This is a genomic window from Bdellovibrio sp. HCB185ZH (assembly GCF_047302455.1).
Lineage (GTDB): Bacteria > Bdellovibrionota > Bdellovibrionia > Bdellovibrionales > Bdellovibrionaceae > Bdellovibrio.
In genome coordinates this window covers 652,308-672,180 of the sequence record NZ_CP178624.1, presented here as the reverse complement: position 1 = coordinate 672,180, position 19,873 = coordinate 652,308, and the positions used below count along the sequence as shown (strand labels likewise).

Sequence of the window (19,873 nt, the reverse complement as noted above, 5' to 3'; positions counted from 1 at the left end):
AATATATGAAAGTCCCTGTTGCGAAACCAGCTTTAATTGGTAACGAAAAACAATATGTGATGGAGTGCCTTGAGACGGAATGGATTTCTTCAAACGGAAAGTACATAGCTAAATTTGAAGAAGCGTTCAGTCAATATATCGGCGTAAAGCATGCACTGACCTGTTCAAATGGAACAGTCGCATTACATCTCCCTTTGCTTGCGATGGGAATTGGGCCTGGGGATGAAGTTATTGTTCCGACGTTGACTTACATCGCGACTGCGAATGCTGTTAAGTACGTGGGAGCAGATGCTGTTTTTGTGGACTGCGAACAAGACACATGGAATATCTGTGTCAAGGATGTCGAAGCCAAGATTACACCGAAAACAAAAGCAATTATCGTTGTTCATCTTTACGGGCACCCTGTAGTTATGGATCCGATTATGGCCTTGGCAAAAAAGCACAATATTTATGTGATCGAAGATTGTGCTGAATCTTTAGGGGCGACATACAGCGGTCTTCAAACTGGTAGCGTTGGTCATGTAGGAACATTTAGTTTCTTTGGTAATAAAACGATTACGACAGGTGAAGGCGGCATGGTAACAACTAATGACGATGGCCTTGCCGCAAGAATGCGTTTGCTCAAGGGACAAGGTATGGATCCTAATCGCCGTTATTGGCACACGGTTGTAGGATATAATTATCGTATGACAAATATCCAAGCCGCAATTGGTTTGGCTCAACTTGAAAATGTAGAGTGGCACCTTACTCAACGTCGTAGAATCGCAGAAAAGTACAGCCAAGAAATTGAGAAAAGAAAGCTGCCGGTTACTATTCAAAAAACGTCTGACAATACTACGCACTCGTATTGGATGTTTACAGTGCTTTTAGATAAACAGGATGAAAAGTACAGGGATTTAATTATTTCAAAAATGGCTGAACTTGGCGTCGAAACTCGTCCAATATTTTATCCTATGCATTTGATGCCCCCGCATTTTGTATCCAAAACATTTAAGAACGCAGAAGAGATTGCGGCAGCGGGAATTAATTTACCTACGTTCTCACAGCTAAGCGATGATCAGTTAGATTATGTGATCAGCACTCTTGAAAAAGTTTTAAATTAGGATTCTGCGTATGAGATTGCTGTATGCCTCGACACACCCGACTTTGCTACCAATTGATGTTAGAAGTTTTTTGAGTGCTGGGTTTGAAGTTGTGCCTACATTTGCTCATACGCAGTTTAAGGGACGTCACAGGCTAGATCCTAAACCGATCGACAATCCTCTGAGCTCAACGAATAAAAGCTGGAAACGCGTTTGTACTATTCCGCCTGAAGATGTTGTAAAGATTCAAATGACGGACTTTTATCGTATTGCGGATTTGCCTTATACAATGAGAACAAGCATTCCCAGCCGAGTTGAAAATCCTCACTATGCTCATTGTGGAGACGTTAGTGAAAGTGAAGCCGAGCTGATCAATAAATATTTTGATGTGATCGTTGTCCAAAGTTTCCCGAATTTGGTTCCAAATATTTTGAAGTGGTTTAAAGGAATTGTCGTTTTCCGTGTATTTGGAAATGAGAATGTTAGCTTTAGTGTTTGGGATTGGTATAAGAACCATCTCTATAGCGCCGGTTTTTTGGAATTCATGTTGAATCCAAATCGATATATTTCATTATCTGTATTTCAAGGTATTATTGATACTGAAAGACAACAGATTCTAGGATCTAGCCCAAGTCTTCTGTATGCAGCAGTTTACGAAGACATCATCAAGTTGGTAGGGCAAAACCGCTGGAAGAGAGAAAATTCCAAACCAATTGCAGTGACAAACATTTCCTACTTGGATGTTTCTCCTAGTTGGCGTTCTTATTACGAAGAGTTTAAAAAAAGTTTTCAAGATATACCGTTCCATGTGTACGGTAAGAATCTGATTACTGATGAATATTGCAAACAAGATCATCATATCTGTGGCCAGATTGATGATTTCCAAGAGTATCTTGGTCGATATTGTGATTACCGTGTTTTTTGCAACGTAGGAAAAATTAAACAACATTCCCAATACACTCCTTTTGAAGCGGCAGCAATGGGAATTCCAGTGTTGTTCCTGAGCACAAGCGCTATCGCCAATGAGGCGAAAACACGATTTTCTCTGGAAGATCTAGAAAAGATGGGAATGTGTTCTGATTTGGACGTCATGGCTGTCAGAGCCAATAGCTGTATTGAAAATCTCACATATGCTGTATCGATTTCAGAACTTCAGCAAAAAATGTTTTTTGAGGTGTTCGGCGTTCAGAGAACTAAGACTCAAGCCACTAGTTTCTATAATAAGTGTAAAGAGTTATTATCGGAGGAAAGTATGAAGGATTCATTGTTGGCGTCCTTGAATAAGCCAAGTGAGAATAGAAATAAGCGAATTCTATGGGCGTTTCCTCATAAAACCAATCGTTTTGAAGAATTTCCGAACTGGATATCCGCCGGTTTTGAAATAGTGCCTTTGCGTATGCCCAGTCATCAAGGACGCTACCAAGGTGCCTCCTATGATAATCCATCTGATCCATTTTATCCCGACTGGAAGACATCATGCACTCTTCCCCAAGATGTTCTTAATGTTTTAACCTCAATCACTTTGTCTCAATCCGACGACAGGCAATCTGGGAAGTTAACAAAAAAAGAGATTGAATGGCTGAATAATCATTTTGGTTACATCTACACTCCTTATCCATTGAGTATTGCAGTAAATTTATTAAGCCAAGGATATAAAGGAATTATTCTTAATCGTTATTTTGGTCACTATGCTCCAGGAACTAGCCTAGCTAGGATTAGTAAATATGTTCCTTTCGGTATCTTTAAACTATTTAATAACTACATCTGGATGCCTGCGATGTCTAAACTGACATCTCATGAGTCGAGTTTAATCGCTAAGAAGAATGCAACTTGTTTTGTTCCCTATTTGTATCGTAGTTCAGACTATTTTAATGATATTCAGTGGCAAGGTAAGAATACTCATCCGGTCGTGGCTGCAGTAATGTCTTCGATTTATCCTGAATTGACACACTACTATGAAAACTTCGTGAAATACTTTGGGCAATTCCCTTACAAAATCTACGGAAAGAATTTTTCTGAAAACCTAAAAAAGGGTGGCATTGAAGATTCAAATATTGTGGGCATGTTAGAGAAAGAAAGCAGTGTCTATGAGGAGATGAGTAAGTCGCGTGTTTATGTAGAAGTAGGTCTTGTAAATCACCATTCACATTATACGCCCGTTGAAGCGCTTTTAATAGGTGTACCGGTAGTATTTTGGGAAGGATGCGGATTTGCAACTGAAATGCTTGAGAACGCTGACAGGAAGTTTTTGCTTGAAAGAGGCATGTGCGAGACTTGGGAACAGATGGTTTGTCTAACAGAAAAATGTATGGACGACGTTGAGTTTGCAATAGCTCTTTCTCAAAAACAGAAAGAAATGATACCTCTTCTCCCGAATAAAAATATCGTAGAAAAAATGAAGGCTGTTATGGTAATGGGAGACAAGCTTCGCAATTCGTTCTTTATTTGGGATATGCCTTTGTTTAGTCAGGTGCGCACACTTATAGTAAAGTTGATGTGGATTGTTAATGATATCTCTAGAAATGTGGGAGATGGTCGACCAGCTAGAGTTATAAAACGATTTGCGTACGTAGTTTTTGTATTAGCTGGTTTGAAAGAGGATAAACGTGGCTTAAAGGTTAAGTTGTCTTTAATGCGCACTAAGGCTATGGAATATCTTAAGTAGTATCTAAATAGCTATTTTTTGTCTTACGGAAATAGCTTTGCCATTCCTTTTAACACTTTAACATCAGAAGGGGGAACGAAAGTGTATTCCTCCTCTAGACTTCTCGTTAAGGCAATACCTGCGCTAATTTTACTATAGGAATTAATGAATACCTTCGGTGCCAAGGAAGCCCCTGTGCCCAGGAATACCTCTGCTCCAGTTTTTGAATGCCCATTCAAAGTTGAGTAGGGCGACATAACAGTGTAGTTCCCTAGTTGAGCGTCATGTGCAACGGAGCAATAGAAGTTTAGAACACAAAAATCTCCAATAAATGCATTTGGGCTCACCAAAGAAAAGGGGCATATAATATTTCCATTTCCTATTTGGGCTAATTGGCTAACTTGAGCGGCAGGGTGGATTAAATTAATAAACGTTCCGCCTTTAGATGCAATTTTGTTGGAGATAATTCTTCTTAATTTCGGTGAGCCTACTGCTAGTAAAAAACGATCGTCGGCGTCGAAGGTATAACTTTCTTCTGATCCTAAGATGGGTTTATCAATTTTAAACCCATCCAAGTCTTGTGCGTTCGGACTTAGGAACCCTTTCACTGAGTCGGGCCCCCAGATATCGCATGCCCATTGAAATACCTCTCGTCCAAATCCACCAGCTCCAACGATAATCACAGATTTCATTTATCTTTGCCTTTTAAATCTTTCGGTATGAAATGGAACAGACGAGAATACAAATTTTTGTGGAACTTTGAACGAAGGAAGCCTTTCAAGTAGGTTCTTTCTTAGCAATGATTTAAATTCAATCTCATCGATTCCATCGTTGAGATGAATTTTCGCAACGACCATGTTTCCAGTCAGGGCATTTTTCTCTGACTGCACGATCACATCTGATACTTCAGAGAAGGTTAAAATTTCATTCTCTACTTCAGCAGGATAAACCTTTTCACCGCCGACGTTGATGATGTCCGACTGACGACCCAAAAACTTAAAGTATTCTCCTTTTGTTTCTACTAAGTCTTTCGTGATAAACCAGCCATCCGCAGTGAAAGGGGAAGGAGCATTTAAGTAGCCTAGCATTGCGGACTTCGCTTTGATTTCTAACATGCCATTGCTGACTCGTGTTTCAAAACCGTCCCCACCAATTTTAACCCAAAGGGAATCAGATGATTCTGATTTTGAGCGTAAAATACCTACTTCAGATAAACCATAAGTTTGCAGTAACTCTACACCCGGCATCAGAACTCTCATTCTTGATAGGGTCGATTCAGGCATCATCTCTGTGCCGTACGTGATGAGCTTCAGCGACGACAGATTGTACTTGTTGATGCTTTCACTCAAAATTAGCAGATTCAAAAACGTTGGTGATGTTGGGAGTACTTCTACTTGATGCTGATCTATTGCTTTTAACACCACATTCGGTGTTCTGTCTGAAACGGTTATAACCGTACCGCCATTAGAAAGAGCATATAGAAGGGTATTCAAACCACCGATATGATCGAACAATAAGAATGTGATAGCGCGACGAGAGTGCCGCTTTGTTTTAAACTTTTCAAGGAAAGGCACCATATCGTGTACAGCAGCTTTGCTTGCTCCGGTTGATCCAGAAGAAAATAAAATTAACCCGGGATTTTTAGCAACCTTAAGTTTTTGCAAAATCTCGTGGGAAGACTGCTCATTAGTACGTTCTGCTGAAATCAATTCTCCACTTTGAGATATTTTAATTTCAATAGTTACTTCAGCGATTCTTTTAAATTCTGCTTTTTTTTGCTTAACAGATTCAGTCAATGGAACTGCGACTGCTTTAGCTTCTAGAGTTGCTAAAAAAAATGCGACAGAAATTGGATTGTAATCGCCTTCAATTGAGACAACATCGCCCGGGCCAGCGCCAAGAGCTGATAGTTCTGACGTCGCTATTTCGACTGCATTCAGTAAATCCCTATAAAGGTAGGGACGATCATTGAAAATGATGCATTCTTTTTCGCGATTCCCTTTAAAGCTTTCAATTAAAAAATCAATCATCTTACGCCACCTAGGTACATGATTTGTCCAGTGATAAATTCAGATTTATCGCTAGTGTAAAAGTCGATGACATTCTTGACATCATCGAAATTACCGAACCTCTTGATCGCTTGGGACCGAAGTAGATCATCAAGTTTATTCTTTGGAACATTCTTAATAAGGTCGGTTTCAATAGGTGTTGGGCCTATCGCGTTTACCGTAATTCCAAAAGTTGCCAGTTCTTTTGCCATAATGATCGTTAGAGTTTCAACGGCACTTTTGGATGCTGCATAGATGGCTTCGCCTTCTAAATTGAGAGGCACAGCTACTGTCGAGAAGTTTACGATACGACCTTTCCCATTCTTTTTCATTAATTTAGCAATTTCCCGAGAAAAGAAAAAGGTCCCATAAACGTTAGTTCCAAACAATTTATGAACTGTGGAGGCGGGGGTTAGGATTGTATGATTCATTGAAGCCATCCCAGCATTATTGATTAAAATATCAATACCTTCTGGCTCATCTTCACGAATCTGTTTAACCGTTTCGACTACGGCGCGCTCATCGCTAACATCGCAACTATAGTGTTTAAAGTTCGCGATGTCATATTCAGGAGTAGTTCTGCTGACGCCAAGAACTTTAAATCCATTTTTGCTGTATTGTTGGGAAAGAAATTTACCGATTCCTTTTGAGCAGCCAGTGATCAAAATTTTCTTCATTATATCTATGCCGTTTCGTTAAGTAATTCACTTACGTATTCAGTCAAAGACATCACTGTCTTAAATGGACTTGAGGAGCGAGCAACCGCTTTTTCTGATGCAATTGTGATCTGTTTTTTTGTTTGTGAGTATGCGTGTTCTTCGATCGTAACAATCAAGCTTACAAGGCCTAAAGAGTCGATTTTCGAACCTTCACCAATCAACTTTGTTTCGTGGGTTGGTTCGATTTTATTGGAAGCGGGAAGTCCGCTGTTCAATTCGTTAATGGCTGGAGTGATAATAGTTTCAAAAACCGCCGAAATTTCCATGTCTTAGCCCTTGTAAGTAATGATTATTCACAGATCGCAAAATACCAAAACAGTGACTTCGTTCCTAGGTCTTTCTGAATTTGGCTCATTGCGGTGCCTTATTAAAATCGCAAAATTCGTCTTATATTTCTTAATGGCGCAGTGACTTTCCATGAAATTGAATTTTTAAAGGCGTCGATACTGTTATTAAGGTATTTAATTTCATCAATTAACCTCGTCAGATCGGTTTGCTGATCTGCCTCAATAAGAGCTTTCAAGATTTCAGTGGGTGCTCCCTTTTTTACGAAAAAAGAATTTGCGTGCATGCTTGTATCGTAGATATAGCCCAGTGGCTCGATGATTTCGCGGAGAGGTTGAACGCCCAAGTGACCGTGTTCGACAACGAGAACATTTGGGAAGATTCTTGAATCTGACTGAATCATGCTATCTAAAACTTTGAATTCATGACCTTCCACATCCAAGACGAATAAGTCCAGTTTTTCGATGCGACTTAATCTAATGATGTCGTCATATGTGACGGTCTCGACTTTAGTTTCCTCGAATGTGCAACCTTGATTTTTTAGATCGGCCATATGCGCTTCTGTATGGGAGATTGAACTATTGCCGAATGCTTTGCCTAGTACGGGGTGGAGCACGATATTGAAACTTACGTGACCACGTTCGTTTGATAAAGCGCGATTTAAATTGTTAGAGTGAGGACGGTTTTTCGCAAGCTCTGCATATGAGTAGGGGGATGGCTCGACATTCAGTCCCTTCCAGTGAAAAAACTGCTCTAACAAGTAGCAACATGAATCGGTAATTCCGTCGAATGCACCACATTCAATGAATGTACCAGGCTCCTGATAATACTTAAAGTAGCGGTCGTAAATGAATCGATCTGTCGGTGGTTCAAATTGTCCATAATATTTCATATTTGTTGCCTTTTAAATTCTTGAGTAGTCGTCTTGATACCTTACGATATCATCCTCGCCGAAATAGGAGCCCATTTGTACCTCGACGAATTCAATGATCGAAGTTCCTGAGTTTCGGATTCTGTGTTTTGCGCCCAACGGGATTTTGATATAAGATCCCGCCTGTACTTGAAATGTTTCATCGTTCAAAACGACTTCGCCCTGGCCTTTTGTCACGATCCAATGTTCTTCGCGTTTTTTATGGGACTGATACGAGAGCTGTTGAGATGGATTTACCTGTATCACCTTTGATTTGAAGTTATCTGCGTCTCTAAGTACTTCGTAACGACCCCAAGGGCGGTCCTCATAAAGGTGATCCTTAAGTACCCCAGGATTTTTAAGCTTTAACAAATCTACAACGTCTTTAACGCCTTGGGTTCTGCCTCTTTTAGAAATGAGCAAAGCGTCGCCACTGTCTACAACGACCAGATCATCAACATCCACGAAGGCGTATGTTTTTCCTTCAAGTGCCTGAACGAAGTTGTTGTTGGAGCGTACCTCAATTTTTTGAGGCGTCTGTGTGCCGCCAAGCACGTCAGCGATTGCATCCCATGAGCCGACATCATTCCAGCCAATGTCACAAGGAATGCAGGCAAGATGATTCTGAAACAATTTTTCCATGATCGCATAGTCGATACTGATGTTTTCGACTTTGTTATAAATTTCAACGATGTTGCTGAAGTCGTCCCTGATCGAATTTACAAGCGCCCACATTTCAGGCTGGAGACTTTTAAAAAGGTCAGCCATGATGCGAACCTGGAATACAAAGATGCCAGCATTCCAATAGTATCCACCAGATTGAAGGAACTGTTCGGCACGATCCTTCGATGGTTTTTCGTGAAATTTAATTACTGAGTGGGTGCGTAGTGTACCTTGTTCATCCGTATGCTCTAAACTTGATTGAATATATCCGTAACCTGTGGCTGGACTATCCGGCGAGATTCCTAAAGTAACAACCTTTCCTTGAACAGCTTTCTCTTTTGCAAAATGAATGGACGCATTAAAAACTTCTTCATTCTCAATAACATGGTCTGCTGGAAAAATACCAACAACTTCCTCTCCGCGACCTTTATTAAGGAGGAGTGCTGTGAGAAGAGCAATTGCAGGCGCTGTGTTTTTCGCAAAAGGTTCTAGTATAAGATTTTGTGGATTCAACGATAGTTCATTGAGATTTCTAATGGTTAAATCGCGCAAGGCTTGTGATGTAATGACCCAAGGTTCGCCTAGCTTGCATAATCGGGTGAGTGTCATTGCATGAAGAGATTGTTCGAAAATTGTGCAGAATTGTTTCGGAAGCTTTGCTCTTGAAATCGGCCACAATCTCGTGCCTGATCCACCAGATAGAACAACAGGAATCATGCTTTCTCCTTAATATACGTTGGGACAATAAAATTATTGATTAATGCAATGTCGTTCAACGAGAATCGTTAAATGCCGATTTGCGAAATTAGTTCTGATGAAGTCACTGTAAAGGTGTCTACTTTAGGTGCCGAGTTGTTAGTCTTGTCACGTCGAGGCCAAAGCCACAATTGGATTTGGCCAGGGAGAGATCCATGGAAGAGACATGCTCCCATATTGTTCCCGATTGTTGGTAGACTGAGTGGCGATAAACTTCGCTATGAAGGTAACGACTATCTAATGAATCAACATGGTTTTGCCCGGGATTCCGAGTTTTCAATTGTGAGAAAATTTGACGATTCTGTGGAGCTGTCGTTGATGTTTAATGAAACCTCACTCGAACAGTATCCTTTTAGATATTGCCTTACTGTTACCTATAAGATTATCGGGGCAGAACTGCTTATAAACTTCTCTGTGCAAAATTTTGACAAGCAAACGATGCTTTTCAATATTGGCTGGCATCCCGCATTTTGTATACCTTCGGCTTTCAATGAAAGGCTTGTTCAACTCACTCATCAGTCGACTTTGAAAAAATCCTTTGCTCTAAGAGATGGGTTGGTCGATTTAATGCAGCAACAAACATATAGCGGTAATAATTTGACTTTAGATCAAGGGCTCTTCGCTAATGATGCACTCCTATTTTTGAATCAATCTCCTGGCGTATTGGTGTTATCGAAGACGGTTGGCTCGCCTATGCTTCAAATAAATTGCGGGAATGCGAATCATTTGGGAGTTTGGACCAAGGATATTGACGGATTTATATGCGTTGAGCCGTGGTGGGGGTATGCCGATGTCGTCGGTTTCGAGGGTGAGTTTGGTGAAAAAAAAGGCATTCAACTTCTTTCTTCCGGGGCCACATGGAGTGATTCTGTTTGTATAGAAATATTTTAAAAGTAACCGCCGAAGAACGGCGCGTTAAGTGTATCGGCTTGCATGATTATCTTAGATAACTTTAACGTAAAAATGTTCTCATGGGAGGCTCGTTTTTGGGCTCATTATTTGGCGATGTATTTTGTATAAATCATAAATTCGCCCTATTTAATTTTGTAAGTAGAAATTTAAAACTCAAGTATAGAAAATCGATATTGGGAATTCTCTGGACGATTTTAATCCCGGCGTTTTCAGCAGCGATTTACTTCCTAGTATTCCAGTATGTTATGAAAGTGCAAATACCAAATTATTTGGTCTTTATTCTTTCTGGCGTTATTCCGTGGACGTTTTTTCAGGCGACAATTACTGGCGGGTTGGAATCGATCGTTGGTAATCATTTTATTTTAAATAAAGTTCCAATTAACGTGTCAATATTTCCTCTGAGTGAAGCGTTCACAGCAGCAATCAATATGGTATTGGCTTTACCAGTCTTATTGGTTGTAATGGTAGCATACTCCGTGTGGCCAACGTTGGGATGGTTTCAGATACCTCTTTTATGTGTCGCTTTATTTATTCAGGCTTACTCAATCGGACTAACATCAGCAATTTTGTTTGTTCATTTGCGGGATTTGAGGCCTATTATGTCGGTAATATTACAGGTATGGTTTTATCTTACGCCAGTTGTATACTCCGAATCTATGGTCCCCTCGCAGATGCAATTCATTAAAATTTTGAATCCAGTTTGGTTTGTCTTTTCGGGGTTGCATAAAATCACGGGTGGCACGGGATATCTGCAAGCTCAGGAGTTATTAATTCTTATGGCCTGGACGGCACTTTTATTTTTGATTGCGACTATGGTATATCGTTTTAATCGAAAATCTTTGGTTGAAAGGCTATAGGTGGTGGCATGAATCCTGTAATTCAACTTCAAAGCGTTACAAAAAAATTTACGTATTGGCAAAACCGTCCACGTGATTTGAAACGATATTTAGTTAATTTATTCTCCCGGCAAAAGTTGGGTGTTGTTCAGCAGCATGTAACTGTTCTTAGTGATATCTCATTCGAAATCTTTCCAGGGGAGTTCGTTGGCATCATGGGCCGAAATGGCGCTGGGAAAAGCACGACGTTAAAAATTATTTCAGGAATATATTCCCCAACTCACGGGGAAGTTAAAATAAACGGGAAAATAGCTCCAGTTTTAGAGTTGGGTGCCGGTTTTGCCGATGAATTGAGTGGTTTTGAAAATATTTTTCTAAATGCAGCGATTCTTGGTTTTGGTCGGAAAGAAACGGAAGAGAAGATATCCTCAATAATCGAATTTTCTGAATTGGGTGATCATATTCAAGCTCCTGTGCGAAATTACTCATCGGGTATGTTGGTGAGGCTTGCATTTTCAATTGCTTGCCATCTTGATGCCCCAATTCTTTTATTTGATGAAATTCTGGCTGTCGGGGACATTGGTTTTCAGCGAAAGTCATTAATGAAAATCGAAGAGCTTCATAAGCAAGGTAAAACGATTATTTTAGTGACTCATAGTCCAGAGCAGGTTTCGAGTTATTGCAATCGTTGTATCCTTATTGATAAACATTCCGTTGCTTTCGATGGTGATGCAAAAGAGGGAGCCAAGCGGTATCTGGAGGAATTTAACTGAGGACCATCTCCTATAATCAGTCATAATTAAAGACGGTCTGATATTGCAGGTATTTTATAAATGAAGTTAAAGCTTTTAATTAGTGATTGTGTTACCCTTATTGGCGCACTCACATTTTGCTTGAGGAATATTAAATGAAAGCGTCCGTTGCAATCTATGTTTGTCATCATGCTCCAGGGCCTTCTTATAGTTCAGAGGTATTTAAGCCAATTCATGTTGGTAAATCTCTCAGCAAAGTAAACCTGGATGCGATTGGTGACGATTCAGGCGACAATATCTCTCAAAAAAATAGAAACTATTGTGAACTAACGGCTGAATATTGGGTCTGGAAGAACCAGAATCCTAAAACCGATTACATTGGGCTGGCTCATTACCGTCGTTTTTTTAATTTCAGTGCTAAAAACAACAGCGGGGGAATTGAGGATTTTACTCAGTTTGATCCAGAAACTATCTCGAAGTTTGGATGGTCCGACGCCAACGTGGCTGACAGATGTGCGTCTGTAGACATGGTGATTCCTCGTTTGCAAGTCAATGTTTATTTTAGAACGAATTATGCGGCCTATAGTCACTATCATTCTAAGCAGGATATGGACTTGTTGGTGGGGATTGTTCGCGAAATCACTCCAAATTTTGAAGACGCCATTCAGAAAGTGATGAAAAGACGCTCCGGTCGATTCTGCAATATGTTCGTCTTTAAGCGCGCCTATTTCGAAGAATTCATGGATTGGCAGTTTAAAGTTTTAAGCGAACTTGAAAAAAGAACCACTGTAAATCAAGAAGATTCTTATCAAAGACGTATCTTCGGTTTTGCAGCAGAGAGGCTTTTAGACATCTACGTCGAGCACGTCATGAAAAGGGACAATCCGAAGGTTTTGGAATTGCCGTTTGTTTTTGGAGTGTTCAAGCCTCAACCATTCATGACCAAATTAAAGCGTGTGATTTTTCCGTTCTTGATGAACTAGCTTTTTCCAAAAATAGGATTGTTCTTCTTCTTTAAAAAGATCGCCATAAGGGTCGTGACTAACGTTTCTGTCACTAGAACTGAAACGGCGGCCCCTGTCGCTTGGAAGGCATGTCCCAATGGGAATAGTAGGATAAGGTTCGCAGCACCACTTATTAAAAGTATAAGACTGAATTCTTTCTTGTATCCGTGAGTCAGCATTGTCTGAATCCCAAGAATATTACTGATCGCGATTAAAAATGGCGCAAATGCAAGGATGCGAATAAGTAGCGCCACGCCCACAAAGCTCGGGCCTAATACTATCTTTTCAATCAATTCTGCAAAGATTAAAATGCCTAGTGAAGCACACAATGCCACAGAGCTCTGCAGGACGAGCGCTTTACGCAAGAGTTGAATGGCTTCGTTATAGTTGGACTTATACAAAGCATTTACTCGTGGATACAGAGCCTGGCTAAATGGCGTTATAAGATAACTTGCAGCATTTTTGATTGTACTTGCGGCGTTGAATAAACCAACAGCAGCTGGTCCCGCAATAAAGCCAAGTATGACTGTGGTGCTAATCGTGTAAAGGCTGATTGCAGCGGTTGAAATGAAAACATGCCAGCCGTCTTTCAAGGCATCCCAGATTTCTTTTAGATTAAAATAGGTTCTCTGTATTGATTTATCCAAATAAACCAAAGTCATGCCTGCAAAACCAGCCAATAAGTTTGCGCAACCTTGCAAAAGTGCCGCAAGTACCAAATCAGAAGGTGATTTCACAAGAAAAAACGTAAGCGGAATAATCAGCCCACGGGAAACGAGAGAAGAGATCGTAAGTGGCCGCATTTTTTCCATGCCTTGAAAAAACCAAATCGGGGAAAGAACATTTCCGATCACTCCAAGGAAATAACAAAGTAAAATGGGTTTTATCGCAGAATAGGCATCGACAATAAATAACAAAGGAACCAACAACAGAAAACTGATCAGCGAAAGACCTAATTTTGCAAAAAAGGTCGACCAAAATATCTTAGTCAATTCTACAGGATCATTCCGATGATGCGCAACCAGACGGGATGCACTTAGGTTAAAACCGTAGTCTGTAAAAAGAATGAAGTATTGGACAGTGGCCTGTGCAAAGGCAAGTGTCCCGAATCCGGCGGGACCAAGAATGCGAGTCAGATAGGGAAAAGTAATCAAAGGAAGTAAGTAAGTACTTCCCTGAACGATAAACAAGTAAAGCGTATTAAGCTTAAGACTGCTGCTACTTTTCATTTCGACTTAAGAAATCCTCAGCAGTTTGAAGTGCCTCGGCAATTGTTACGTCCATATCCAGATAGCGATACGTTCCCAGGCGCCCTACGAACGTTACTTTCTTTTCCTGATTAGCCAGGTTCAAATACTTGTTCAAAAGTTCTTGTTCTGCGACCAAGCGAATCGGGTAGTAAGGAATATCGTCTTTACCGCAAGCACGACTGAATTCTTTGAAAACAACAGTTTTTGTGTGGGACTCCCAAGGAGCAAAATATTTATGCTCAGTGATGCGAGTGTAAGGAGCTGAGTTATCGCAGTAATTCATAACGGCGCAACCTTGATAGTCGCCTTCAGCACGCAATACTTCAAAATCCAAAGTGCGATAACCTAGATCGCCAAATTGATGATCGTAATACGCATCCAGTGGTCCACTATAGAATGTGTGATCGTACCCTTGGAATTTTTGATCGTTTTTATCAAAGACCGTATTGAATTGAACTTTGATGTTCGGGTGCTTTGCGATCTGTTCAGCAATATGCGTGTAACCATTCTTAGGCATGCCTTGAAACTTATGAGAGAAATAATTGTCATCATAGTTAAAACGGACCGGAAGTCTTTTTAGAATGGATGCTGGCAGCAGGGTTGGAGACATTCCCCATTGCTTTTCTGTGTAGCCTTTAAAGAACGCATGATACAAAGCTTTACCGACAAACTTTAAAGCCTGATCTTCGAATGAGACAGGTTCGCCGATTGAGGTATCGCCTTGCTCTGCAAGAAACTGTTTTGCTTCCGCGGGATTCAAGGTTTTTCCAAAGTACTGATTGATAGTGTGAAGATTGATCGGCAATGAAAACACGCGACCTTCAGTTTGTGCCTTTACACGATTTACGTAAGGCATAAACTCATCGTACTTGTTCACATAGTTCCACACGCGTTCGTTATCCGTGTGAAAGATGTGAGGGCCATATTTGTGGATCATCACATTGGTTTCTGGATCGCGTTCGGAATAGCAATTTCCAGCAATATGATTTCTGCTTTCAAAGATGTCGACAAGATATCCACGTTCAGCCAGTTCGCGACCGATAACTAATCCCGAAAAACCGGCGCCAACGATGCAGATTTTTTTATTTGTGTTCATGGTTTCTCCTGTCTGGCAGTTTCATTGACCTTCTTAGCCAGTTTATTGCCAAAGCCCCATTTGAAATAGAAAATGAAGGCTGATCTGAGATGTGTCAGTAATAGTTTAAATTTCTTGTGACTTGCGCGTTCCCAGTTGTGGTGGATAGTCACTTCAGGAACGACAACGCTTTTGCCAGTCAAAAAAGAACGCAACGAAAGATCATAGTCCTCGAAATAAAGAAAGAATCTCTCGTCAAAACCGTTCAATTCTTTGTAATGCTTGGCCGTGAAAAGCATAAAGCATCCGCTGATAACAGGAATGCGAAGTGGTTTTGCCGGCAATGGAAAGAATGGATTCTGGAGATCGTCACTCTTGAGTGAAGGAAACTTACGTCCCAAAAGTGTGCGGATGTAACCCATGAAAGACGGAAGCGGCTTATGCACCTCGTGAATCTTTTCATCCATCCCTTTGATGCTTCCAGAAATCATCTCAAACTGAGGGTTCTGTTCTAAGTAAGCTGTTAGCTTTGAAATAGACTCAATCGGAATTTCCAGGTCAGGATTCAAAACTGCAAAATAACGGCAGTTTCCTTGAATGTGCTTAAATACTGAATTGTGTCCCTTGCCATAGCCAAAGTTACCGGGGGATTTCAAGTAAATGACTTTTTCCGCAAAAGTACTTTTTAGCTTAGCGCTAACTCCATCTAAGGGAGAATTGTCCCAAACCACAACTTGTGCAGCAGGAGCTGCGGTTAGAAAAGAACGAATCGTCTTTTCTAAAAGATCCCATGACGGATTGAATGTGACGATTGAGCCAATAATTTCCGTCATTCTGCTGAAGCCTTCATTTTACGTCTTAATAGAATGACGCCAAAACTTACGATGCTTGCGGCAGCAATTAAAATCAGAATAAGCTCCATCGATCGCAAATCTTTTAGCAGAAGTGAAATCGCAATCAAAGCGATGGCTGCCAAATACAAAGCCACAGTGGCTGTCGTCGTTGAAAGGTTTAAATCAATCAACATGTGATGAATGTGATTGCGATCTGCCTTCAATGGGCTTTTTTTCTTCAATATTCTTTGGAAGAATACACGACTCATATCGAACAACGGAATCATCACAGCGGCAACGGCTACCCCAGGCGCAGCTTTGATGTAATATGCCGAGTTTTCAACTCCGGGTAAACGATTGTTCTCAATGAACTTGATGGCAAGGATCGACATAATGAAACCAATCATCATAGACCCTGTGTCACCCATAAATATTTTCGCACGATGGAAATTGTAGAATAAGAAACCAAGCAGGGCCCCGGCGACAGAGAAAGCCAGAATGCTTAAGGCTGTTGCATTTGTAAGAGCAAACCAAGTACCAAAAAATAGAGACGCAATCAGTCCCAATCCTCCAGCAAGCCCATCGATACCATCAATCAGGTTAAATGCATTGATCAATGCTACGATCAAAATAAATGTCAGAATGATACCGACAACTGGTGGGATTTCAGTGATGCCAAGCATTCCCCAAAGGTTGGTTAAGCGCATAGTCCCGAAGACGGTTAATAAGGCAGCACAGAAGAATTGAATGAATAATTTTTTAACAGCGGACAGATCCAAAATATCATCTTTAATTCCCGCAAAGAATAAAAGGATGAACGCCGGAATCATAAATTTAATATCGTAGTTTGCTCCAATATAGTCGACCATTGCGGCGAATGAGAAAACCGTCCCCGCAAAGATAGCAATTCCACCAAGGGTTGGAGTTCTTTGGGAGTGAAATTTACGGTCCGAATCTGGCTCATCCATCAGATGTTTGGCATCAGCAACGCGGATAATCACAGGGATAGAAAATGCTGAGATCAGCAGAGCTATGATGAAGGGCCAAAAGGTGATTAGAAGCATGGTGGCGAGTCTAGAATTTAATTAGAGTGAGTTCAATCAACTCACTCAACACTTCATGTCATCTTGACCTTAAAAACTGGCAGCACTACGCCCCGCGAAAAACCCAAAACCCCCACCAATTGAACTCTCCCCCAAAAAGCCCTATCTTCACTAAATGTCTAAAGTTCTCTTCCTAGAAATCAATGAAGTTCCCTTCCGTTTGATCGATAAATATCTAAAAACGGGTGACTACCCCAATATCCAACGCTTCTTTAACGAAGCCTGGCAGTACGAGAGCTTTGCAGTCGATAAAGGCGAACTTCACCCCTGGGTGACCTGGCCAACAGTTCACCGCGGGACAAGTGCTGAAACTCATAACGTCCTTCATCTGGGACAAGACGTAAAGTCATTCAAAGGTTCTGCCATCTGGGAAGATCTTCGTAAAGAGGGTAAAACCGTCGGCGTATTCGGTTCCATGCAAAGCTGGCCACCGAAAGACCCGGGCGTAAATGGTTTCTACATTCCCGATACCTTCGCCCACGATGAACAATGCATTCCGGCCTATGTGGAGCCATTGCAAAAAATGAATTTGGGCCAAGTCAGAAAAAATGGCCGAGTGGTTTCCAAAGAACTTCCACCTCTCAAAGAAATCCTGCAATTCATGGTGAGTGGCTTTAAGTGCGGAATTTCTGCGAGTACGCTGTTCAAATTGGCAGCTCAATTGATTGGTGAAAAGTTTGACCCCGTGAAACGCAGCCGTCGTCCGGTTTTTCAGACTATCCTGTTTTGGGATGTGTTTAAAAGCCTGTACTTTAATAAAGTCGATCAAATTGACTATGCAAGCTTCTTTACAAACCACGTCGCAGGCGTCATGCATCGCTATTGGAATCACGTTTTCCCAGAGGATTTCAGAACTCAAAACAACGGTGAACAACAAGCGACCATGCGTTTTGCTTTAGAGACTCTCGATAACATGCTTTCAGACGTTTATGGCTTATTGATCAATCATCCTGATTTGGTCGTGGTGTTTGGAACCTCCATGGGACAGGCCGCAGTTTACAACGATGGCCATCATGGGTACGAGCTGACAGTCGGGGATATTGAAAAGCTTTTCGTAAGCTTGGGCTTTGATCGTTCAACGTTCACTCCGCAACTTTCCATGGTTCCTTTGATTGGCGTGGAGTTTAAAGACGAAGCGACTGTCCAAGAAGCAATTAAGGCTTTGGATAAAGTTACCTACAAAGGCGGAACGAAAGCTTTCGAAGTTGAGAAAGCAGGATTATCACTTTGTGTGAAAACTTTGTGGCCACCGGTCATTGATATCAAAGACGGTCATCTGTACCGCGCAGGTGCAGCTCCCCTGACGTTTGCGGAATCAGGCATCCGCGTGATCGAGACAGAGGCCGGAACTGGTTATCACGTACCAGAAGGTATTTTTGCCGTTTATTCCCACGATCTTGGTTCGCAACCAAAATCACAATTCAGAAAACGCATCAATGCCGATAAGCTTAAACAAGTGCTTTTAAATCTTGAAAGCGTTGGGCCCACTGAAACTATGGCCCAGCTACCTTTGAATTAGGTTTCGCAGCTTTTGTCCGCCAATACCCATTGGCGGATGTTCGCTTGCGATCAAGGGTCGCGCAATTTTCTCTGGTGGATATTAAAATCCAAGCGTCGTTCCAGCCACAGACTGTGTCTTGGTTTTTTAAATACGAATCGTAACTGCTTCCACGCGCGAGGAGTATCGCCTCCGTGTCTTTTAATCTCGCAGAAATAAAAGGTAATTCCGAAGCTGTAAAGGTGACAGGATTTCTTTGCAGATACCAGGCAATATAGGGGCTGGTCATGTTCCCACGCTGCCGCTCAACTTCGGTGACTTCAAAATAAATATCTTGAATCGGGGAATTACGAACAACAGGGAGTAGATCGTAAATTTCGGCTCCGCTCATTGTGTGAACTGTAACTGGGAGGACACTTACTGCAACAAAGTATGTTAAAGCCAAATAAAAGAGACCCTGACTCCATCTTTCAGAATTAATTTTCCAAAATACTGAAATCAGAAAACCCGCTCCCAGTGCAAGCCAAGGAAAAATCGGCAATAAGTATTGGCGATTGTGCCTTTCACTGAAAGCATAAGCCCCAACATGGATTAAAATTTCCAATGCAGCCGTCACAGCAATCCAGCGGTGGCCTTTTTTCCAAAGGTACACAATGCCCGGGATAAACAAGAGTGCCACCATATGGGCATGAGTAAGAGCATCGCGAATATACCACGACCAACCGACCGCATCGGTCTTTGCGTCTTCGCCATTATGAAATACAAATTGGCTGATGTAATATTTCCGCCAAAAAAGAAAACCTTCAGATTGATAGTGGGCCCAGGTGAACGCAATGAGAGGTAGAAAAAATCCAAGGCTAAAGATGGTCAGTGGTTTTGCTTTCCATTTACATTGAGCCCCGGCAAATACCATTACCGGAAAAATGCCCAGGGCCGCGACACCTTTCGTTAAAACGGCAAAACTTAAAAACAAGCCCGTCAGCAAGACGAAAAGAAAGCCATCTTCTTCCGAGATACGAGTAGAAAAATAAAAGGCGATCAGAACAAAAGCCACCATCGGCATGTCAAGCCAACCACTCGACATAAAATTCATGAACACATTAATAGTTAAAAGAGCAATAACAGATAAAACAGCAGTATTTTCATCTATCAATCTTCTGATCGCAGCAAAAAAGGCAATCACTCCTGCAATACCTAAAACAGAGGAGGTAAAATTAATTCCCAGGGCCGTAGGTCCCCATACTTTCAATGAAATAGCTTGAAGCCAAATCACCAAATACGGATGCTCGACAAAGGGATCAAAAATCTGTGCCGCAAGCTTAGGGCGAAACCAGTTTCCATGGGTCAGGATATCCCTTGCCACTGCTCCATAGGTCGCAGTGTCCACACCCACACCTGGCTCCCAGCTATTACCAAATACAAAAAGTATCAGAGCTAAAAGTAACCATAGAATCCGTGAGTCGATCTTCATACTATCCTCAAAAATTCTGCGCCGCAGGAATG

Annotated in this window: 18 protein-coding genes; 7 read left to right on the top strand and 11 right to left on the bottom strand. The window is 41.4% G+C overall.

Going from position 1 to position 19,873, the window contains the following annotated elements:
- The first annotated feature begins 5 nt into the window (after positions 1–5).
- A complete protein-coding gene (locus ACLSU7_RS03370) occupies positions 6–1,103 on the top strand; it encodes a DegT/DnrJ/EryC1/StrS family aminotransferase (RefSeq protein WP_413294142.1) in 1,098 nt (365 codons plus the stop codon).
- Between the two features lie 10 nt (positions 1,104–1,113).
- Entirely contained in the window at positions 1,114–3,747 is a 2,634-nt protein-coding gene (locus tag ACLSU7_RS03365; protein ID WP_413294141.1) for a hypothetical protein, read from the top strand.
- Between the two features lie 23 nt (positions 3,748–3,770).
- Here the strand turns inward: ACLSU7_RS03365 and ACLSU7_RS03360 are convergent, their stop codons facing one another.
- From ACLSU7_RS03360 to ACLSU7_RS03335, 6 genes are all read right to left on the bottom strand, one after another.
- The gene (locus ACLSU7_RS03360) at positions 3,771–4,418 is read right to left on the bottom strand and encodes an acetyltransferase (RefSeq protein ID WP_413294140.1); all 648 of its coding nucleotides are present in this window, start codon (positions 4,416–4,418) and stop codon (positions 3,771–3,773) included.
- On the bottom strand, positions 4,419–5,756 hold the full coding sequence (locus ACLSU7_RS03355) for a class I adenylate-forming enzyme family protein (protein WP_413294139.1): 1,338 nt from the start codon (positions 5,754–5,756) through the stop codon (positions 4,419–4,421).
- Positions 5,753–6,454, bottom strand: a complete 702-nt coding sequence (locus ACLSU7_RS03350; protein ID WP_413295358.1) for an SDR family NAD(P)-dependent oxidoreductase — start codon at positions 6,452–6,454, stop codon at positions 5,753–5,755. The genes ACLSU7_RS03355 and ACLSU7_RS03350 overlap by 4 nt, the downstream gene beginning before the upstream one ends.
- Before the next feature lie 2 nt (positions 6,455–6,456).
- The gene (locus tag ACLSU7_RS03345; RefSeq protein WP_413294138.1) at positions 6,457–6,759 is read right to left on the bottom strand and encodes a hypothetical protein; all 303 of its coding nucleotides are present in this window, start codon (positions 6,757–6,759) and stop codon (positions 6,457–6,459) included.
- A gap of 101 nt (positions 6,760–6,860) precedes the next feature.
- A complete protein-coding gene (locus ACLSU7_RS03340; protein ID WP_413294137.1) occupies positions 6,861–7,670 on the bottom strand; it encodes an FkbM family methyltransferase in 810 nt (269 codons plus the stop codon).
- Between the two features lie 12 nt (positions 7,671–7,682).
- Positions 7,683–9,068, bottom strand: a complete 1,386-nt coding sequence (locus ACLSU7_RS03335; protein ID WP_413294136.1) for a mannose-1-phosphate guanylyltransferase/mannose-6-phosphate isomerase — start codon at positions 9,066–9,068, stop codon at positions 7,683–7,685.
- A gap of 72 nt (positions 9,069–9,140) precedes the next feature.
- On the opposite strand from ACLSU7_RS03335, the gene ACLSU7_RS03330 reads away from it, so the two are divergent.
- The 4 genes from ACLSU7_RS03330 to ACLSU7_RS03315 all read left to right on the top strand — a co-directional run bounded on the left by ACLSU7_RS03330 (position 9,141) and on the right by ACLSU7_RS03315 (position 12,590).
- Positions 9,141–9,998, top strand: coding sequence for a hypothetical protein (locus tag ACLSU7_RS03330; protein ID WP_413294135.1), 858 nt, complete (start codon positions 9,141–9,143; stop codon positions 9,996–9,998).
- Between the two features lie 80 nt (positions 9,999–10,078).
- Positions 10,079–10,876, top strand: coding sequence for an ABC transporter permease (locus tag ACLSU7_RS03325; protein ID WP_413294134.1), 798 nt, complete (start codon positions 10,079–10,081; stop codon positions 10,874–10,876).
- 8 nt (positions 10,877–10,884) lie between these two features.
- On the top strand, positions 10,885–11,628 hold the full coding sequence (locus ACLSU7_RS03320) for an ABC transporter ATP-binding protein (protein WP_413294133.1): 744 nt from the start codon (positions 10,885–10,887) through the stop codon (positions 11,626–11,628).
- A gap of 134 nt (positions 11,629–11,762) precedes the next feature.
- Entirely contained in the window at positions 11,763–12,590 is an 828-nt protein-coding gene (locus ACLSU7_RS03315; protein WP_413294132.1) for a DUF4422 domain-containing protein, read from the top strand.
- Here ACLSU7_RS03315 and ACLSU7_RS03310 read toward each other — a convergent pair.
- Genes ACLSU7_RS03310 through ACLSU7_RS03295 form a run of 4 tightly spaced genes read right to left on the bottom strand, consistent with a single transcriptional unit; the run spans position 12,587 to position 16,833 of the window.
- Positions 12,587–13,840: a flippase gene (locus tag ACLSU7_RS03310; RefSeq protein WP_413294131.1), complete on the bottom strand. Its 1,254-nt coding sequence runs from the start codon at positions 13,838–13,840 to the stop codon at positions 12,587–12,589. The two genes, ACLSU7_RS03315 and ACLSU7_RS03310, sit on opposite strands and share 4 nt — an antisense overlap.
- Complete coding sequence (gene glf / locus ACLSU7_RS03305; RefSeq protein WP_413294130.1) at positions 13,830–14,957, bottom strand: UDP-galactopyranose mutase; 1,128 nt, start codon at positions 14,955–14,957, stop codon at positions 13,830–13,832. Before glf ends, ACLSU7_RS03310 begins: the two co-directional genes overlap by 11 nt.
- On the bottom strand, positions 14,954–15,769 hold the full coding sequence (locus ACLSU7_RS03300; RefSeq protein WP_413294129.1) for a glycosyltransferase: 816 nt from the start codon (positions 15,767–15,769) through the stop codon (positions 14,954–14,956). Before ACLSU7_RS03300 ends, glf begins: the two co-directional genes overlap by 4 nt.
- Entirely contained in the window at positions 15,766–16,833 is a 1,068-nt protein-coding gene (locus tag ACLSU7_RS03295) for a glycosyltransferase family 4 protein (RefSeq protein WP_413294128.1), read from the bottom strand. The genes ACLSU7_RS03300 and ACLSU7_RS03295 overlap by 4 nt, the downstream gene beginning before the upstream one ends.
- A gap of 154 nt (positions 16,834–16,987) precedes the next feature.
- Here ACLSU7_RS03295 and ACLSU7_RS03290 point away from each other — a divergent pair, with 154 nt between their 5' ends.
- The gene (locus ACLSU7_RS03290; protein WP_413294127.1) at positions 16,988–18,391 is read left to right on the top strand and encodes a hypothetical protein; all 1,404 of its coding nucleotides are present in this window, start codon (positions 16,988–16,990) and stop codon (positions 18,389–18,391) included.
- Here the strand turns inward: ACLSU7_RS03290 and ACLSU7_RS03285 are convergent.
- Entirely contained in the window at positions 18,366–19,841 is a 1,476-nt protein-coding gene (locus ACLSU7_RS03285) for an ArnT family glycosyltransferase (protein WP_413294126.1), read from the bottom strand. The two genes, ACLSU7_RS03290 and ACLSU7_RS03285, sit on opposite strands and share 26 nt — an antisense overlap.
- Positions 19,842–19,873 lie beyond the last annotated feature (32 nt).

Bases quoted from the DNA above. Each gene is read 5' to 3' on its own strand.
- ACLSU7_RS03370 (WP_413294142.1), top strand. From the start codon at position 6: ATGAAAGTCCCTGTTGCGAAACCAGCTTTAATTGGTAACGAAAAACAA.
- ACLSU7_RS03365 (WP_413294141.1), top strand. From the start codon at position 1,114: ATGAGATTGCTGTATGCCTCGACACACCCGACTTTGCTACCAATTGAT.
- ACLSU7_RS03360 (WP_413294140.1), bottom strand. From the start codon at position 4,418: ATGAAATCTGTGATTATCGTTGGAGCTGGTGGATTTGGACGAGAGGTA.
- ACLSU7_RS03355 (WP_413294139.1), bottom strand. From the start codon at position 5,756: ATGATTGATTTTTTAATTGAAAGCTTTAAAGGGAATCGCGAAAAAGAA.
- ACLSU7_RS03345 (WP_413294138.1), bottom strand. From the start codon at position 6,759: ATGGAAATTTCGGCGGTTTTTGAAACTATTATCACTCCAGCCATTAAC.
- ACLSU7_RS03340 (WP_413294137.1), bottom strand. From the start codon at position 7,670: ATGAAATATTATGGACAATTTGAACCACCGACAGATCGATTCATTTAC.
- ACLSU7_RS03335 (WP_413294136.1), bottom strand. From the start codon at position 9,068: ATGATTCCTGTTGTTCTATCTGGTGGATCAGGCACGAGATTGTGGCCG.
- ACLSU7_RS03330 (WP_413294135.1), top strand. From the start codon at position 9,141: ATGCCGATTTGCGAAATTAGTTCTGATGAAGTCACTGTAAAGGTGTCT.
- ACLSU7_RS03325 (WP_413294134.1), top strand. From the start codon at position 10,079: ATGGGAGGCTCGTTTTTGGGCTCATTATTTGGCGATGTATTTTGTATA.
- ACLSU7_RS03320 (WP_413294133.1), top strand. From the start codon at position 10,885: ATGAATCCTGTAATTCAACTTCAAAGCGTTACAAAAAAATTTACGTAT.
- ACLSU7_RS03315 (WP_413294132.1), top strand. From the start codon at position 11,763: ATGAAAGCGTCCGTTGCAATCTATGTTTGTCATCATGCTCCAGGGCCT.
- ACLSU7_RS03310 (WP_413294131.1), bottom strand. From the start codon at position 13,840: ATGAAAAGTAGCAGCAGTCTTAAGCTTAATACGCTTTACTTGTTTATC.
- glf (WP_413294130.1), bottom strand. From the start codon at position 14,957: ATGAACACAAATAAAAAAATCTGCATCGTTGGCGCCGGTTTTTCGGGA.
- ACLSU7_RS03300 (WP_413294129.1), bottom strand. From the start codon at position 15,769: ATGACGGAAATTATTGGCTCAATCGTCACATTCAATCCGTCATGGGAT.
- ACLSU7_RS03295 (WP_413294128.1), bottom strand. From the start codon at position 16,833: ATGCTTCTAATCACCTTTTGGCCCTTCATCATAGCTCTGCTGATCTCA.
- ACLSU7_RS03290 (WP_413294127.1), top strand. From the start codon at position 16,988: ATGTCTAAAGTTCTCTTCCTAGAAATCAATGAAGTTCCCTTCCGTTTG.
- ACLSU7_RS03285 (WP_413294126.1), bottom strand. From the start codon at position 19,841: ATGAAGATCGACTCACGGATTCTATGGTTACTTTTAGCTCTGATACTT.